Consider the following 15,983-nt stretch of genomic DNA (forward strand, 5'->3'; position numbering starts at 1 on the left):
AAATTATTACAGGGAAAACAATGGATAACGCTTAGATGATATAATAGTTAGCTATTAATTTTTATCCCTCAAGGGTGAACTCTACTACTGCTTAAACAAATTAATCTATTTAGGTTGATGTGTTGTATGAAGATACATTTGATATTTTTGTTAAATAAGTTAGTAGTCAGTAAAATTTAGGTATAAATTGGAAAAAAGCGTAAGTTCTTGAAAGTTAGCCATAGTTTGCAAGCAAAAGACATTAAGGACAAACTCCATTCCCTCATTGAGCAGTCATCATCTATAGACCCCAATTTAGCCAGAAGATTGGATGAAATTAATCGTTGGGTAAAAAATATCAAGCCAGGTTCTCTGACAGCAAAGCCCTATGTCTTGGCGTTTCTTTTAGAGGTAATTACCGACTCTACCATTTGGCTGATAGTTAAATCATTACCTTCCCCAGAAGAACAACAGGCAAAATTTGCCCAGATGACTGCTAATGAAAGATATTGGTACGGTTATCTGTTTCCCAAATGGATTAATGCTAGTGACTCCAAGTTCTACATTTGGAAACAAAAATTGATGGCAGGAGAGTTTAATCAAGGCGATGATGATATCATTAAATCAATAGCGCAAGATATTGCCAGTCGAGACGGGAGTTTTTGGCAGCGCTACATAGCAGACCTTTCGATGGCAACTGATTTAATTGTTAGTAATCATAACCAACAACCATTGTGTGTTCAAGTTACCAGCGTCAGTAAAGAATTGCATCAACAAAAATACCAGGCTTGGGAAAACACATTGCGATCGTGGGAAATACAAAGAGGGTTATTTTTAAGTTACAACCCTCAAGACGCTAATTTTGTCAACCAATTAGTTAATGTAGCACTTTATAACAGTGATTACCTTGCTGGTGGTAAGTACTTAAATTTCTCTTAATTATCTTGAAAGTCCGATACTTAAAACTTCTGCTGTCAACTATCTAATTTATCTGCCCATTACAGCTTGATATGGCTAATCAAAGAGAAACTAATAGCTACACAAATCAGGTGGACGAATTTACAGAAGCATTAGCAACAGCCAGAAAAATGCAGGAAGACTGGCTCAATTATGGGCTCAACTTCATCCACATTTACGTTGAAGATGCTCACGGAGATTGGTTAGAAACATGGGGAGATGAAGAAATATTTACTAGTTCGGTACTAAGTAAAATCAAAGAATTTTTGATCAGCGATGATATTGTAGCTCGTAGGTTAAGAAAACATTTAGGCGATGACCCACAGTCAGTAGAATGTCATCGCTCACTATTTGATATAGCAGTCAACCTAGAAGAATGCTGGCAATATCCAACAGATGAAAGGTTAACTGCTATTAAGCATCTATTAGCTAACGATAAAACTTCTGAGATTGCTATTTTGGATTTAGCGAATAGTTTGGTGCAGAAATTATCAGAAATTCTGTGAAAAACTTAAGATACTAGCGGCGAATAGGTATAGCCTGTAATTGCTCTACATGGTTTTTAAATATATACCATGTTTGATTTGTGCGATTACAAGGTAATGGACTATCAAAAGTCACCGTATAGTAATCTCTGGCTTTTTCCACCCGATTACCTTCACGGTACTCGGCATTATTATTACGATTATCGCTAATAGATGAAACAAAAAACTTTTCCCCTGTCCTCACTCCACATTTTTTGTTATTGTCTGTAATTTCCGTTGACTGGCGAAACCAATTCTCTTGCAACTTAAAAGTTGTACCGCCAGCAACGGTAACTCTTAAAATCCTAATCACAGGAACACTAGTGGTTTGGGGGTAAGCGGCGTGAGGAATCATCGTACCCAAAGACGCGCCGACAATACCTAAGCAACAAATTAATTTTCGGGAATGCAGCCTGAAATTATCAATAAGCATGGAAAATACCTGGATTTTACGTATGTACAACAGTGTTCATTGCATGATTTTACACTAATCTCGAATATGGCGCTTCTCGGTTGTATGCGATACACTCTGACCTCTCTCCATAGAGCGAAGCTCTTCTCATAGAGTACCTCTCTCCTTGTAGAAAAGAGGCTTTAAGGTTTTAGGGAAGTGGGGGTTAGGTCTGTATGAGACTCAACTGCAAACCGCTATATGATCAAGATGCCTGGGTGTCGTGATAGGTGAAAAACCATTTTTGTGGCTATGTAACTACAAAAAATTTATACATCTTTCCGGATTTTCTCTAGGAGATTTTTTCTTCAGCACATCAGAACAGATAAAATTATTAGCTACTTGATAGGGATCTCTATCGAAAATTCCGAACCTTTACCTAATTCAGAAATACACTTAATTTGCCCGCCGTGTTTTTCTACAACAATTTGATAGCTAATAGACAAACCTAAGCCAGTACCTTGTCCTGGTTCTTTTGTAGTAAAAAATGGTTCAAAAATCCGCGATCGCATCGCTTCTGGAATCCCACAACCATTATCAGCAATGCAAATTACCACTGCATTATTCTTGATAAATTTCGTGCTAATTTTAATTTGTGGTTTATCTACTATTCCACCTATCAATATTGACTTTTCTAGGGCATCGATTGCATTATTGATGATATTCATGAATACCTGATTCATTTGGGCTGCATAGCAGAATATTTCAGGTAAATCACCATATTCTTTGATTACTTCAATCTCCAAAATATTAGTATTTGCTTGCAAGCGGTGTTGTAATATCAGCAGAGTACTATCAATACCTTCATGTAGATTCACCATTTTCATTTCTGCTTCATTAAGTCGAGCAAAAATCCTTAGTGATAAGACTAATTGAGAAATGCGCTCTGCGCCAAATTTAATGGAACTGAGAATCTTCGGTACATCATCAGTAATAAAGTCTAAATCTAATGCTGTTATATTTTCTTGGATTTCTGCTTTTGGTTTAGGATAGTTTTTTTGATAAAGATGCAGCAATTGAAATACATTTTCGATGTGTTCAGTAACATAGGTGATGTTACCGTAAATAAAACTAATTGGATTGTTGATTTCGTGTGCAATACCTGCCACTAGTTGTCCTAAACCAGCCATTTTTTCACTTTGAATTAACTGGCTTTGAGTTGCCTGTAATTCTTTGAGTGTTTGAGTGATTTCTTCCTTTTGACGATGTGTTTGTTCGAGTAATTCTGCTTGCTGGAGTCCTACGCCTAATTGATTAGCAATCTGCACTAGTAAATCTACTTCCTCTTCTTGCCAATCACGAGGTTGAGTATTTTGATAAGCAGCTAGTAATCCCCACAGTTTTTCGCCTTGGAAAATTGGCACAACTATATATGCTCTGGCTTCCATCGCTTCGATGAGGGCAAGATGGTATCTAGAATAATCTTGGCTGTAAATATCTTTAACAACTAGAATTTTACCGTTGACGAAATATTCACCTTGACTTTTTTGCAAGCAATCGTCTGTAATCACAGTGAGAAGTTTATTTACTGGTGTCCAACCATTACCCAAGGATTCAGCGACAAATTCCCCACTCCAATCAGGCTGGAAACGGTAAATAATTACGCGATCAACTTCCAACAATCGCCGGACTTCTTCAGTACTGGTAGCAAAGATGGTATCAAGATCAAGAGAACGGCGGATTTTCTCTACTGTGGCTGCTAATGCTTTTTCTCTCTCTGCTGCTTTGCGTTCTCGTGCGGCGGCTTGAGCCAATTGTACAGCTTGCACCTTTAACTGTTGCAAGGTTTCTGCTTGTTGTAAGGCTACACCTAGCTGCACACCAACTTGAGCCAATAAGTTAATTTCTTCATCTTGCCAATAACGGGGTTGGGAGTTTTGATAAGCTACTAACAAACCCCATAACTTATCCCCTTGGGAAATGGGAACAAAAACTTCATTCCGTGCATACTTACCTGCTTGTATTTCTTGCAGCAGTAGACGTTCTGTAACAGGTTGAGGCTTAACTATGGGTGTCCAACCATCAACAATGGAATCGGCGACAAATTCACCACTCCAGTCTGGGTAAAAGCGATAAATTGCTACCCGTTCTACGCCTAATAGACTTAGCACTTCTTGAGTGGTAGTTTTAAAGATGGTATCAAGATCAAGAGAACGGCGAATTTTCTCTACAGTGTTAGCCAATGCTCTTTGTCGTTCCGCAGCTTTAGCAATTTCGCTTGCTTGAGTTTGCATTTGCTGTAGATATTCGGCTTGCTGCAACGCTACACCTAACTGGGTGCTGATTTGGGTGAGTAAGTATACCTCATCATCTTGCCAATCACGTACTCCTGCGTTTTGATAGATTGCTAATAAGCCCCACAGTTTTTGACCGTGGTAAATAGCAATAATTACGTAAGCTCTAGCTTGATAGGTTTCTAGTATTTTGATGTAACAGTCGCTAAAGCCTGCGTTATAAATATCATTACAGACACGATAAATTTCACATTTGGTGAAGCTACCACCTCTAGTTTCTTGTAAGTAAGTATCTACTGTTGGGGTAGATGCTAAATCTTTGGCGCTACATTCGCTGACGTTCTTTCGTAATTCCGGTTTCTTTTCTTGTTCATCGATCAAAGAAATCCAACCATCAGCAAAAGATTCAAAGACAAATTCACCACTCCAATCTGGATTGAAGCGATAAATAGCTACGCGGTCAGCATTCACTAGCTTTCTAATTTCTATAGTACTAGTGCGGAAAATGCTTTCTAAATCTAGGGATTGGCGAATTTTTTCGATAGCGATCGCCATACATCTTTGCCATTCTGCGGCTGTTTCTCTAGCTTTGGCTTGTGCTAGTTGTGCTGATTGCGCTTTTACCTGTTCTAGATAATCTGCTTGCTGTAAAGCTACTCCCAAATGTTCGGCGATTAATTGCACAAACTCAATTTCTGATGCTTCCCATTGTCGAGGAGTACTACACTGATGAACGCATAATAATCCCCACAACTCTTTTCCTTTTATTAAAGGAGCAGCTACCTTAGCGCGTACTTGCAACTTTTCCAGTCTCTGAATGTGATAATCACTAATTCCCGCTTGGTAAATATTATCTATTACCTTGATTGTGCCTTGCTGATAAGGTTGAGCAAATTCCTCAGCAAAGCAGTGATAGCTTAAAGTAGGGGGTAATCCATCGCTGAATTCGGATGTCAATACCGAAATCCATTCAGAACCCACATCTTCATAAATAAATTTCCCTTCCCATCTCAACTCAGGATAGAAACGGAATACTCCTACCCGATCAGCATTTAATAGTTGGCGTACTTCCGTAACGGTAATTTGGAATATTGTTTCTATGTCCAAAGACTGGCGAATCCGACTAATTACCCCAGAAAGAGCTGTCTTCATATCTGGTTGAGATTCTGGCCCGGAATTTGTTTGTATGGGTTTTACTGTAGAAGAGTTTTCCATTCCCTGTAGGACTTAAAATATCGCAAAGCATTCTATCTCAGAGTTCCCTGAAGGAGGAGAAATGTAACAAGCGGGGAGTGGGGAGCAGAGGAGCAGGGGGAGCAGAGGGAGCAGGGGGAGCAGAGGAGCAGAGGAGCAGAGGAGCAGAGGAGCAGGGGGAGCAGAGAAGAATAACTAATAACTAATGACTAATGACTAATGACTAATAACACGCACAGGGCCATAAAAATTTAGGGACACGATATAATCATGTCCCTGGAAGAAGATTTTTGTAAAACTGCGTTCAATTTGTCGCTTGAGAATTATCGCCGTTTAGGAGTGCTGCTTCGGAGTGCGCGCTTTTCATTTTCTTGAAGACGGCGATCGCGCCAGTCTGCTACCGTTAAATAAACAACGCCACCTGTAACAGATAGTAACAGCACTAAGGCGACTAGAGCCAAAATACTTAGGAATGGACTTTCCACAATTCCCCTACAGTCCGTTACGTCCCCAAACTACCATCGCAATCGACCAAGTAAACACAACTAACAGTGATACCCAACCAAGTGTCAAAATCGCCATAGTCTCTCTTTGGAAATTATTTACAAAATGTCTCTACTATTTATCATACTGGGGACTGGGTACTAGGGATTGGGTATTGGGCAATTTTCTCATGTTTCATCTCTAGTTGAACGCTGCTGTGAATCCAGAATTTATCATGAATAGAATTTTCGATGGGCAAGTAATGGCTGAACGGATAGAATCCATTAAGGCTGGTATAATCGGCGGATTTTCGCTGGGTTTGGCTTTTATCATCACTAGTTTGCTGAATACTCTGGTTTTGGCGAAGTATTTTTCCTCGCTCTTAAGTCTGCAAATAGATGTTAATTGGCCTTGGTTGTTTAGTGGAGCGATCGCTGGTTTCTCTGGTGTATTATTCGGTATTACTTACCGCTATATTATCCGCACAGATAAAAATTCTCATCTGAAAGACGGTGCTGTGATGGCTTTTGGTTTGGTGCGGGGTTTAACTCAGCTAGAAATGGGGTGGAATAGCAGCAACACAGTCTTACCTTTTGCAGTCATGGCTGGTGAAAGCATATTGTGGTTTGCGACGGCGGCGATCGCTCTTGATCTGGCTATCCAAATCGGTTGGGTGAAATCTTTCTCATCAAGCTAAGTAAACTATTTCGTTTTACTTTAAGTTTTAGTCATCATCATCAGAATCATCAGAGTCATTAATCATCGTTCCATAATTCACCTGTCTTGCTTCACTTTTATTCAGCTTGACTGTGCGATTGATGCGTTTAACTCCACTCAGAGTGATCAAAGTTAACAGCCCTCCAATTAATCCCATTTGCCACAAGCCGCAACCAATTGCTGCTCCCAAACCTGCCGCAGTCCATACACAAGCTGCTGTTGTTAAATTACGTACTTTAGGAACTGTAGTTTTACCGGGTGAATCTTGGAGAATCAATCCCGCTCCTAGAAACCCAACTCCAGTTGTGACACCTTGAATTGTGCGACTCAAAGCATTAGTCGCTGCATAAGGGCTGTCGCCCTCGGCTTGTAGAGGAATCATCACAAAAAGCGCCGCCCCCATACTCACTAACATAAATGTTCTCATTCCGGCTGGTCTACCCCCTTTTTGACGGTTAAATCCAATCAAACAACCAACTAAAAGTGCCATTGTCAGCCTGAATGCTATGTGTGGCCAATCACTAGCGGTCAAATACATCGCTCCCACTGCCTATTCCTCCTAGAAAAAATTTTAGATTTACTGTCATTAGGCTTCATTAATACCCTAAGAACAGTAAACTTACTGTTTTACCGTAATTTAAATTTAGTTTAACAAAAGGTTATCTTTAAGTAAGTTAATATACTGAAAAATTTCTAGGGCAGAGCCACAGGCTGTTCTCCATTTGGTCAAAAATCCTTAGCTCAAGCCTTAAGTTATGGCTTAATAAGCTCACCTAAATGGCATCACGACTAATAAGGGTTGTTAACTTTTGACCGTTAACCGTTGACAGTCAACAGACCTCATGATGAGTTATGCAACTTAAAAGCGGAATAGCTTATACATTAAATTGGTGGGAATACAGTAGTTTTCTAAAAGCCTCTTGCTTGCTGACGAGGAATATGTGATACTTGTAAACATAAAATACGGTAAATCGATAGAGTTACAGGTATTTCAAAAGTATCAAAATATTATTGGGAGTTGAAGCTAATGGCTCGTATTCTAGCGATCGCAGGTAGTCCTTCTCATCCATCCAGAACTTACGGAATTCTGGAACATACTGCCAAGCTGTTACAAGAAGAAGGTTTGCACGTAGACATTCTTTCCGTACGTGATTTACCTGCGGAAGATTTGGTATTTGGTAAATATGACAGCCCAGCGCTAGAACAACCAAAAGACCTATTAGCAAAAGCAGATGGCGTTATTATTGCCACTCCCATCTACAAAGCTGCTTACACAGGCGTACTAAAAGCATTTTTAGACTTGCTACCACAGAAATCATTGACAGGAAAAGTAGTTTTACCAATTGCTACCGGTGGAACTATCGCTCATTTATTGTCAGTAGAATATGCTTTAAAACCCATATTGGGTGAACTAGGAGCCAGACATATTTTAGCTACCGTTTACGCTGTGGACAAACAAATTGAACGTCAAACCGATGGTAGCGTGCAACTTGATGCAGAAATTGATCAAAGACTTAAAGAAGTTCTCAAAGATTTAGTTAAATCTGTCAAACATTCTGCCATCGCTACTCAAGAATTAGTTAATGCCAATTAATCTGATTGGCAGAGTCAATAGTCTAGATGGTAAAACTGAGAATTTGGCTAATGACTAATCAAGTTTATACCTCCGTATTCTGTTAGCAGATAGGGAAACATGACTTATCTGCTACTTTTCTTAAAATCTGGAAAACTATTAAAATTTACCTACATATTCCTATTGCCTTGGCAAAAATTTTATCTTTAACGTAAATTCATGAATTACAAATTTTCCCTAGTTGTCTCCTAACCTCTGCTAGTAGTAAATAGTGGGATTTACTCCTACTATTTTCTACTTTACTTAAAATATCTAATAAATTTAATTGCAAATTAGGCACGACAACCAAGCTAAGTTAATACGCGTCTAAACTGCATAAATACTAATAAGGGATGTTGATAGTCAACAGTTAACAGCCCTAAGGATGGATTGTGTAACTTCAAAGCAGAATAGCTTACCTGCAAGTCTACCCTGCTATAACTATGAAATATTCGAGATGGAAACTTCTATGAACCCACAGTCTGATGTTCTCTTGGAACTGTGCGATTTTCTCTATCCTCGTAGTCCATACTATGGGCAGTTCAAGCCAGAGTATTTGGCATTTAATGCAAACTTACAAGAATTTTCCCAACGAGTAAATTACATTTGCAACTTGCAAACTGGCGGCAAAATTACTCCAGAAGAAGCCTATAAACAAATACATCTGCTTTGGAAGCAGTTAAAACACGCCAAAAAGTCAATAGAAGTTGTTTAATTTATTTTTGATTAACTGATTTAAAATTCAGAAAAAAGTAATTTTGTCACTTCTTCCAACACTTTTAGTCCCCGCAGGGAACCTTGAATTAGCCGAGCAGCTGCAATAGGTTGACCCAGGAATCTTAATCCTAAGGATAAAGGTTGTAGAGAACCGTCGGGATTGATGGCTGCTGTGATGTCAGGGATATCGTGATGGCAATCATCGCTAACTACCCTAAGCATAGCTACTGCTACACCAGATTCATTGAAATATTCTAGGGTAGCAAATCCTTCCATATCAACGACATCAGCACCTAAAGTTTTGCCAAGATGTCGTTTTTCTGAAGCAGAGCAAATAACGCGATCGCTTGTCAATGACTTAACTAACTTCAGCCTTGGATAATGAGTTTTTAGTGCTGAGCGTATTTCTGTAGTGAAGGCAGAATCGCAGACTTGCAATTGTTCCTGATAAATACAACTTTCATACAACACCACATCCCCAATATGATATTGCGGTGTTAAGCTGCCACATAGACCCATAACCAGGACTTTTGGTTGTAAATCGCAGGCGGAGTATTCCTGCTTTGGCAATTGTTGGAGGTACTTCGTTAACGGCTTGATACCTACTGGCACTGGTATAATTTTAGGCGTTTTAATAGTGACTCGACTTAAGCCGCGACACACAGCCATGTATTCAGAACCTTGTGGTACAAGAATTGCGTTGATAGTCATTAGTCAGTTGTCAATAGTTTTCCCCTACACCCCTACATCCCTAGACCCCTACACTCCCACTTACTCTTCGACTCGCAAAGTGTCAAGGATTACTGTAGCATGACAATTAAATATGTCTTCCGCCTGATGAATTTCCAAGATGGTAAAGCTAACTAGCTCAAAATCGGCACGACAACGCTTCAATTTTTCCCGATGGGCAATTGAGTATTCGTGGCTGACTGTCAGTTTTTGGATTGCCGTAGCGGTAGCTGGCGCGCTGGCTTTCAGTTCCCTTAAGTATGCTTTGTTTCCAGATATTACCTTCCCGGTAGTGGTGGTAAATGCTACGGCTCCTCTAAAAACTGCCGTGGATACTGAAGCAAAGCTTACCATACCTATAGAGGAGAGTCTGCGTTCTTTAGAAGGACTAGATAACCTACGCTCATCTAGCTATCCTGGTCAGGCTGCTGTGAGTCTGGCTTTTAGTGTAGGAACAAATCTCGAAACTTCCACTAGTAAGGTCGAAGCAGCACTCAAGCAGTTAAACCTTCCTCAAGGTGCAAGTTACAAAACGATTCCTTTGAACTTGAATGAGTCTGCTGCTGTGAGTTATGCCATTGAGAGTAATTCTCGGAATTTGGCAGATTTAACAAAGTTAGCTCAAGACCAGATTACACCAGCGATCGCTAAGTTACCAGGAGTACTGAAAGTCTCGCTGTTGGGCGCTCCGACTGCCTCACCTCCCTTGAATGCTGCTAATGATAGCCTTGCGGCTCTTAGTCAAGGCGCAGGCACACTAGTCAGGTTCAATGGTCAATCAGCACTGGCATTTCAAGTAATTAAACGTGGTAACGCTAACACCTTAGAAGTTGTTAGTCGAGTTGAACAAGAAGTACAGAAACTCCGTGCTAATCTCCCAGATGTCAAACTCACCTTAGCGGCAACCCAAGCAGAGTATATCCGCCATGCTACTAAGTCAACAATAGATGCGCTCATAGAGGCGATCGTGTTGTCAATTGTGGTGATTTATCCCTTCTTATGGAATTGGCGGGCAACTTTCATCTCCGCATTGGCTATTCCTACGTCTTTGCTGGCGACATTTATCGTGATGGCAATTTTTGGCTTCAATTTAGAAACCATCACCTTACTAGCTCTAGCATTGGTCATTGGGAGTGTAATTGATGATGCCATCCTTGATGTAGAAAATATCATGCGGCACATCGAAGAAGGTGAAAGTCCGCGCCAAGCTGCTTACTCAGCGACAGATGAAATTGGCTTAACAGTTGTTGCCACTACCGCCGCCGCCGTAGCCGTATTCTTACCCATCGGTTTAATGGGTGGAGTAGTTGGACAATTCTTCAAGCCATTCGGCATCACGGTTTCGGCTTCCTATATAGCTTCTACCTTGGTTGCTCGTACCCTATCACCAGTTTTAGCTACCTATTGGCTAAAACCTGTCACAAAAACTCCTCAAAGAAAGGAAGCGAACATCTGGGGAAAATTCACCCAATTTTATCGCAACTTACTCCACTGGTCTTTAAGTCATCGTAAAACAGTCGTTGCCTTAGCCGTACTCAGTTTTGTTGCTGGTATAGCATTAATACCATTCATCCCAAAAGGCTTTATCCCCAAACTAGACAGGGGTGAATTCAACATCACCTACACCGCACCCTTGCCAAAGATCCCTGATCTGGCAGCTTTACAGCTACAAGCAAGACAAAGAAGCAATATTACCCAGTCCCCAGTTCCCAATCCCCAGTTCCCAATCCCCAACCCCCTCAACGACTCTCTAGAAGTAGCCAAAAAACTAGAAGAGGTAGTGAGAAAATATCCAGATGTGGAGACAGTGTTTACCACAGTTGGTTCTCGTGAGGGTGAGCCGAATAAAGGAATACTGTATGTGAAGCTGAAGGAAGACCGTAAAATCCAGACGGCGGAATTAAAAGACCAATTACGCTCAAATTTGCCTAATCTTCCTGGCGTAACTACTAGTGTGGAAGATATTCAATTTGTTGATACGGGTGGGCAAAAACCTCTACAAGTAGCATTAAGCGGTAACGATTTACAGGCTCTCAATCAAGCTGCTAAGAAAATTAAAGAGCGCATCGAGAAAATACCTGGATTCGCTGATGTCACAGTTACCGGTGAAACCAATACTCAGGATCAGGTTTTGCAAATTGAACGGCTGAATAATCAACGGGTAGCGTATATCAGCGCTAACTTGGGACAGGATTTATCTCTAGGTAATGCTACTGATAAGATAGTAGCGGAAGCCCAGCCCATTTTACCTGCTGGAATCACCTTAAATTTGGGAGGAGATTCGGCACGCCAAAGCGAGGTTTTTGGTAGCTTTGCTTCCACTTTGGCGTTGTCAGCACTGTGCATTATCGTCGTACTAGTTTTATTGTTCAAAAGTTGGATAGACCCAATAGTAATTGGCGTTTCCTTACCTCTGTCCATAGTGGGTGCAATGCTGGCGTTACTCTTTACCAAGAGTGACTTTGGCATGATTTCCCTGATTGGTTTTGTCTTCTTACTAGGGTTAGCAAATAAAAACGCCATTGTCCTAGTAGATTACATTAACCAACTGCGCCAAGCTGGCTTAAGCCGTACAGAGGCAATTCTCAAGGCAGGCCCGGTACGTTTGCGCCCCATCATCATGACCACCATTTCCACCCTGTTAGGAATGTTACCCATCGCCTTGGGTTTAGGTGCAGGTTCAGAATTACGATCGCCTATGGCTGTAGCGATCGCTGGTGGACTGGTAACTTCTACCATCCTCAGCTTGATTGTGATACCCGTGGTGTACGCCATTTTGGACGATTGGTTTCCCCGGTTTGCCCACAAGGAGAGAAATTAATGCGGGTCTTTGTCACAGGGGCTACGGGTTTTGTGGGTGCCAATCTAGTGCGATTGCTGCTGCAACAGGGGTACACAGTCAAAACCCTAGTCCGTCCTCAGAGCAATCTGGGTAATTTACAGGGTTTAGATGTGGAAATTGTCGAAGGGGATTTTGATAATCAATACCTTTGGCGACAGATGTCTGGTTGTCGGTATCTGTTTCATGTCGCAGCCCAATACTCCCTGTGGCAAAAAGACCGGGATTTACTTTATCAAAACAACGTCCTCGGTACTTTTCAGGTGTTAGAAGCAGCCCAAAAAGCGGGAATTGAACGTACTGTTTACACCAGTTCTGTAGCCGCCATTGGGGTAAATCCCTCTGGTGCAATTGCCGATGAAACCTATCAAAGCCCGGTAGATAAGCTAATTGGACATTACAAAAAATCCAAGTTTTTAGCAGAACAGGAAGCCGTACAGGCCGCAGCCAAGGGACAAGATGTGGTCATCGTTAACCCCAGCACCCCCATCGGCCCTTGGGATATCAAACCCACACCCACCGGCGACATTATTCTCCGGTTCCTGCGGCGACAAATGCCCGCCTATGTCAATACCGGGCTGAATTTAATCGATGTGCGGGACGTAGCTTGGGGACATTTACTGGCCTTGGAAAAAGGGAAAAGTGGCGATCGCTATATCTTAGGACATCAGAACCTCAGCCTCAAGCAACTACTGGAGAAACTGGCAGAAATCACAGGTTTATCCGCACCCCAATGGACTGTCCCAGGCTGGTTACCCCTAAGCGTCGCCTGGATGGAAGAAAAGATCCTCGCACCTTTGGGAAAACCTCCTTCAGTCCCTATAGATGGTGTCCGTATGGCTCAACAAACCATGTACTACGATGCCTCAAAAGCCGTCAAAGAATTAGGTTTACCCCAATCTCCAGTCGATATTGCCCTGAAAGATGCGGTGAATTGGTTTGTTTCCCAAGGTTACGTCAAGTGAGGTGAAAAAGAGGCAGGGAGAAGAAAACTATTAGCAACTGACAACTGACAACTAACAACTGACTATTGACTATTGAGGAGTAATACAGTGGCGGTTAACTTACAACAAGCGATCGATATCGGTAAGTATTTAGTTACTCAACGTCTTTTAGGACGGAAACGTTTTCCCTTGGTATTGATGTTAGAACCATTGTTTCGCTGTAATCTGGCGTGTTCTGGTTGTGGGAAAATTCAACATCCTACAGAGATATTGAAACAGAATTTGACTCCCGAACAGTGCTTCGCCGCAGTAGATGAGTGTGGCGCACCAGTGGTTTCCATTCCTGGGGGAGAACCCCTACTACATCCCCAAATAGACGAGATTGTCAGGGGATTAGTGGAACGAAAAAAGTATGTTTATTTGTGTACTAATGGCTTGTTATTGGAAAAGAGCCTAGATAAATTCCAACCATCTCCCTACTTGACTTTTAGTGTGCATTTAGATGGGTTGCGAGAGTGGCATGATAAATGTGTAGATCGAAAAGGGGTGTTTGATATTGCCGTCAAAGCCATCAAAGCTGCCAAAGCCAGAGGTTTCCGCGTCACCACCAACACGACTATTTTTGAAGGTTGTGATCCCCAGGAAATGCAGGAATTTTTCGATTTCCTAGAAACCCTCAACACTGATGGCATGATGATTTCCCCCGGTTATAGTTACGACTGGGCCCCAGATCAAGACCATTTTCTCAAACGAGAACAAACACGCGCCCTGTTTCGAGAAATCCTCACCCCCTATAAAACAGGCAAGAAAAACTGGAATTTTAACCACAACCCCTTATTCCTAGACTTTCTTGTCGGTGAGAAAGATTATGAATGCACGCCTTGGGGTAGCCCTAGTTATAGCGTTCTCGGTTGGCAAAAACCTTGTTATCTTTTGAATGAAGGACATTACACCAGCTTCAAGCAACTGCTAGCAGAAACAGACTGGAACAAATACGGCCGCGCCAGTGGTAATCCTAAGTGTGCAGATTGTATGGTTCACTGTGGCTACGAACCTACAGCCGCAATGGATGCGATGCAACCGCAAAATATTACTCGCTCTCTTGGGAGTGTATTTGGTAGATAGTAGGGATTGGGTAACAGCACTCATCAGATTATTGTTGGCGTAGTCTGTGCTTGTGCATAAAAATCCAAGTATCTGTAGGGTGGGCAATGCCCACCAAAACCATGACACGGTTGGCAATGCCTACTCTACTTATATTTCAGAAATCAACTATGAATCCTATAGCCAATATTTGAAATAATTAAGGAATTCAATATGGCACAGGCGGAAAACGTAATTGGCACAGAATTAGAACTTTGTTGTTCTTCTCCCGTAACTGGGTTTTATCGTGATGGATTTTGCCAAACGGGAGCTTACGATACTGGTATGCACGTTGTCTGCGCTCAAGTGACAGCAGAATTTTTGGAGTTTACAAAATCTCGTGGTAATGACCTGAGTACACCCTATCCTGAGTATAATTTTCCTGGTTTGCAGCCAGGCGATCGCTGGTGTTTATGTGCAGCTCGTTGGCAAGAAGCACTGGAAGCCGGAGTTGCACCACCTGTAATTCTTACAGCCACCCATGCCAGAGCATTAGAAGTCTGTTCTCTAGATGATTTGCAAAAACACGCTCTGATAAATGGGGATTAGGGACTGGGGAATTGAAACTCAGGAATAAATTTTTCCCCAATCCCCAACACTTTTGCCGTGACTTTGCCAAAATATACAAAAACTTGTCACAATTTTTGCCAATATAATATATTATTTCCCAAAAAATTCGCTTGGCAAAAATCGGCATGAGTGAAAAAACATTAGAAAGTGGCGGGAAGGCGTTTCTCGTTCTACTTTTGCCAATATCGTTTTTGGTTATTTTCCTGGTTTCTACCTGGAGATTTTTGCTGGCACTAATTGTTATAGCCATTGGTTTCAAAATTTTCCAAGAATATCAATGGCAACAGTGGTGTCAGCGAGTGAACCCAATTTTCAATCAGTTAGTTCGGGAAAACCAAGGCAAAATTACGCCTATGGATTTAGCAATTCGTGGCAATTTTCCCGGCCCGTCGGCAAAACGTTATTTAGAAGGTAAAGCTTCAGAATTTGGGGCAAGTTTACTACCAGCTGGAGAAGGCGGTGAAGTTTACTATTTCATCACAGCCAGCATTTTAGGTAACATCCTCGATAGTAGTGAGCCAGCGAAACAGTTGGCATCTCAACCAGTGACGACAGAAGCGCGATCGCTCCTAGCGCCACCGCCACCACCAGAACCAGTTTTAGCAGAGCCTGAACCTGAAACTGAACCTGAAGCTGAATTACCACCAGTGACTCATCACGAAGTTAAACCAAATCTGGAAAGACAGCTAATTTTCGGTTCCCTGATTCAATCAGAACTGGCGAAGCGTCTCAATGTATATTCCAGCACTGTTTACAAACGACGCAATGATCCAGATTTTCCAGAATGGACGCGCAGCCGCGATCCTGATGGAATTGCCTGGACTTTTTCCGAAAGAACTAAGGAATTTTTCCCATTAGAAGAAAATTAAGGCAACAGTGTTTTTATTGGT

General features: G+C 41.6%; 16 protein-coding genes. 10 read left to right on the forward strand and 6 right to left on the reverse strand.

Going from position 1 to position 15,983, the window contains the following annotated elements:
- The first annotated feature begins 225 nt into the window (after positions 1-225).
- Positions 226-918: a hypothetical protein gene (locus GSQ19_RS11295; RefSeq protein WP_185478858.1), complete on the forward strand. Its 693-nt coding sequence runs from the start codon at positions 226-228 to the stop codon at positions 916-918.
- A gap of 71 nt (positions 919-989) precedes the next feature.
- Positions 990-1,442, forward strand: a complete 453-nt coding sequence (locus GSQ19_RS11300) for a hypothetical protein (protein WP_011318051.1) — start codon at positions 990-992, stop codon at positions 1,440-1,442.
- 13 nt (positions 1,443-1,455) lie between these two features.
- On the opposite strand, the gene GSQ19_RS11305 is transcribed toward GSQ19_RS11300, so the two are convergent.
- The 4 genes from GSQ19_RS11305 to petN form a co-directional block, all read right to left on the reverse strand.
- Positions 1,456-1,893, reverse strand: coding sequence for a hypothetical protein (locus tag GSQ19_RS11305; RefSeq protein WP_011318052.1), 438 nt, complete (start codon positions 1,891-1,893; stop codon positions 1,456-1,458).
- A gap of 356 nt (positions 1,894-2,249) precedes the next feature.
- Positions 2,250-5,360 (reverse strand): GAF domain-containing protein, encoded by a 3,111-nt coding sequence (locus tag GSQ19_RS11310; protein ID WP_011318053.1) that lies wholly within the window; start codon positions 5,358-5,360, stop codon positions 2,250-2,252.
- Between the two features lie 302 nt (positions 5,361-5,662).
- On the reverse strand, positions 5,663-5,824 hold the full coding sequence (locus GSQ19_RS29705) for a hypothetical protein (RefSeq protein ID WP_011318054.1): 162 nt from the start codon (positions 5,822-5,824) through the stop codon (positions 5,663-5,665).
- 7 nt (positions 5,825-5,831) lie between these two features.
- Positions 5,832-5,921 (reverse strand): cytochrome b6-f complex subunit PetN, encoded by a 90-nt coding sequence (petN, locus tag GSQ19_RS11315; protein WP_010998401.1) that lies wholly within the window; start codon positions 5,919-5,921, stop codon positions 5,832-5,834.
- 136 nt (positions 5,922-6,057) lie between these two features.
- Here petN and GSQ19_RS11320 point away from each other — a divergent pair, with 136 nt between their 5' ends.
- The gene (locus GSQ19_RS11320) at positions 6,058-6,519 is read left to right on the forward strand and encodes a hypothetical protein (RefSeq protein WP_011318055.1); all 462 of its coding nucleotides are present in this window, start codon (positions 6,058-6,060) and stop codon (positions 6,517-6,519) included.
- 27 nt (positions 6,520-6,546) lie between these two features.
- Here GSQ19_RS11320 and GSQ19_RS11325 read toward each other — a convergent pair whose 3' ends face one another.
- On the reverse strand, positions 6,547-7,077 hold the full coding sequence (locus GSQ19_RS11325) for an MgtC/SapB family protein (protein WP_011318056.1): 531 nt from the start codon (positions 7,075-7,077) through the stop codon (positions 6,547-6,549).
- Positions 7,078-7,566: 489 nt separating this feature from the next.
- Here GSQ19_RS11325 and ssuE point away from each other — a divergent pair, with 489 nt between their 5' ends.
- Together ssuE and GSQ19_RS11335 are read left to right on the forward strand one after the other, a co-directional pair.
- A complete protein-coding gene (gene ssuE, locus GSQ19_RS11330) occupies positions 7,567-8,133 on the forward strand; it encodes an NADPH-dependent FMN reductase (protein WP_011318057.1) in 567 nt (188 codons plus the stop codon).
- 487 nt (positions 8,134-8,620) lie between these two features.
- Positions 8,621-8,866 carry a DUF7219 family protein gene (locus GSQ19_RS11335; protein ID WP_041456035.1) on the forward strand — a complete coding sequence of 82 codons (246 nt, stop codon included), beginning with the start codon at positions 8,621-8,623 and terminating at the stop codon, positions 8,864-8,866.
- Positions 8,867-8,886: 20 nt separating this feature from the next.
- Here GSQ19_RS11335 and GSQ19_RS11340 read toward each other — a convergent pair whose 3' ends face one another.
- The gene (locus tag GSQ19_RS11340) at positions 8,887-9,579 is read right to left on the reverse strand and encodes a 5'-methylthioadenosine/S-adenosylhomocysteine nucleosidase family protein (RefSeq protein WP_011318059.1); all 693 of its coding nucleotides are present in this window, start codon (positions 9,577-9,579) and stop codon (positions 8,887-8,889) included.
- A 139-nt stretch (positions 9,580-9,718) separates the two neighbouring features.
- Here GSQ19_RS11340 and GSQ19_RS11345 point away from each other — a divergent pair, with 139 nt between their 5' ends.
- The 5 genes from GSQ19_RS11345 to GSQ19_RS11365 all read left to right on the forward strand — a co-directional run bounded on the left by GSQ19_RS11345 (position 9,719) and on the right by GSQ19_RS11365 (position 15,962).
- Positions 9,719-12,418, forward strand: a complete 2,700-nt coding sequence (locus GSQ19_RS11345; RefSeq protein ID WP_011318060.1) for an efflux RND transporter permease subunit — start codon at positions 9,719-9,721, stop codon at positions 12,416-12,418.
- On the forward strand, positions 12,418-13,401 hold the full coding sequence (gene hpnA / locus GSQ19_RS11350) for a hopanoid-associated sugar epimerase (protein ID WP_011318061.1): 984 nt from the start codon (positions 12,418-12,420) through the stop codon (positions 13,399-13,401). The genes GSQ19_RS11345 and hpnA overlap by 1 nt, the downstream gene beginning before the upstream one ends.
- 87 nt (positions 13,402-13,488) lie before the next feature.
- Positions 13,489-14,505, forward strand: coding sequence for an adenosyl-hopene transferase HpnH (gene hpnH, locus GSQ19_RS11355; RefSeq protein WP_011318062.1), 1,017 nt, complete (start codon positions 13,489-13,491; stop codon positions 14,503-14,505).
- Positions 14,506-14,697: 192 nt separating this feature from the next.
- A complete protein-coding gene (locus GSQ19_RS11360; protein ID WP_011318063.1) occupies positions 14,698-15,072 on the forward strand; it encodes a DUF2237 family protein in 375 nt (124 codons plus the stop codon).
- A gap of 146 nt (positions 15,073-15,218) precedes the next feature.
- Entirely contained in the window at positions 15,219-15,962 is a 744-nt protein-coding gene (locus GSQ19_RS11365) for a thioredoxin domain-containing protein (protein ID WP_011318064.1), read from the forward strand.
- Positions 15,963-15,983: the final 21 nt, after the last annotated feature.

The sequence above is a fragment of the Trichormus variabilis 0441 genome, assembly GCF_009856605.1.
Taxonomy (GTDB): Bacteria; Cyanobacteriota; Cyanobacteriia; order Cyanobacteriales; family Nostocaceae; genus Trichormus; species Trichormus variabilis.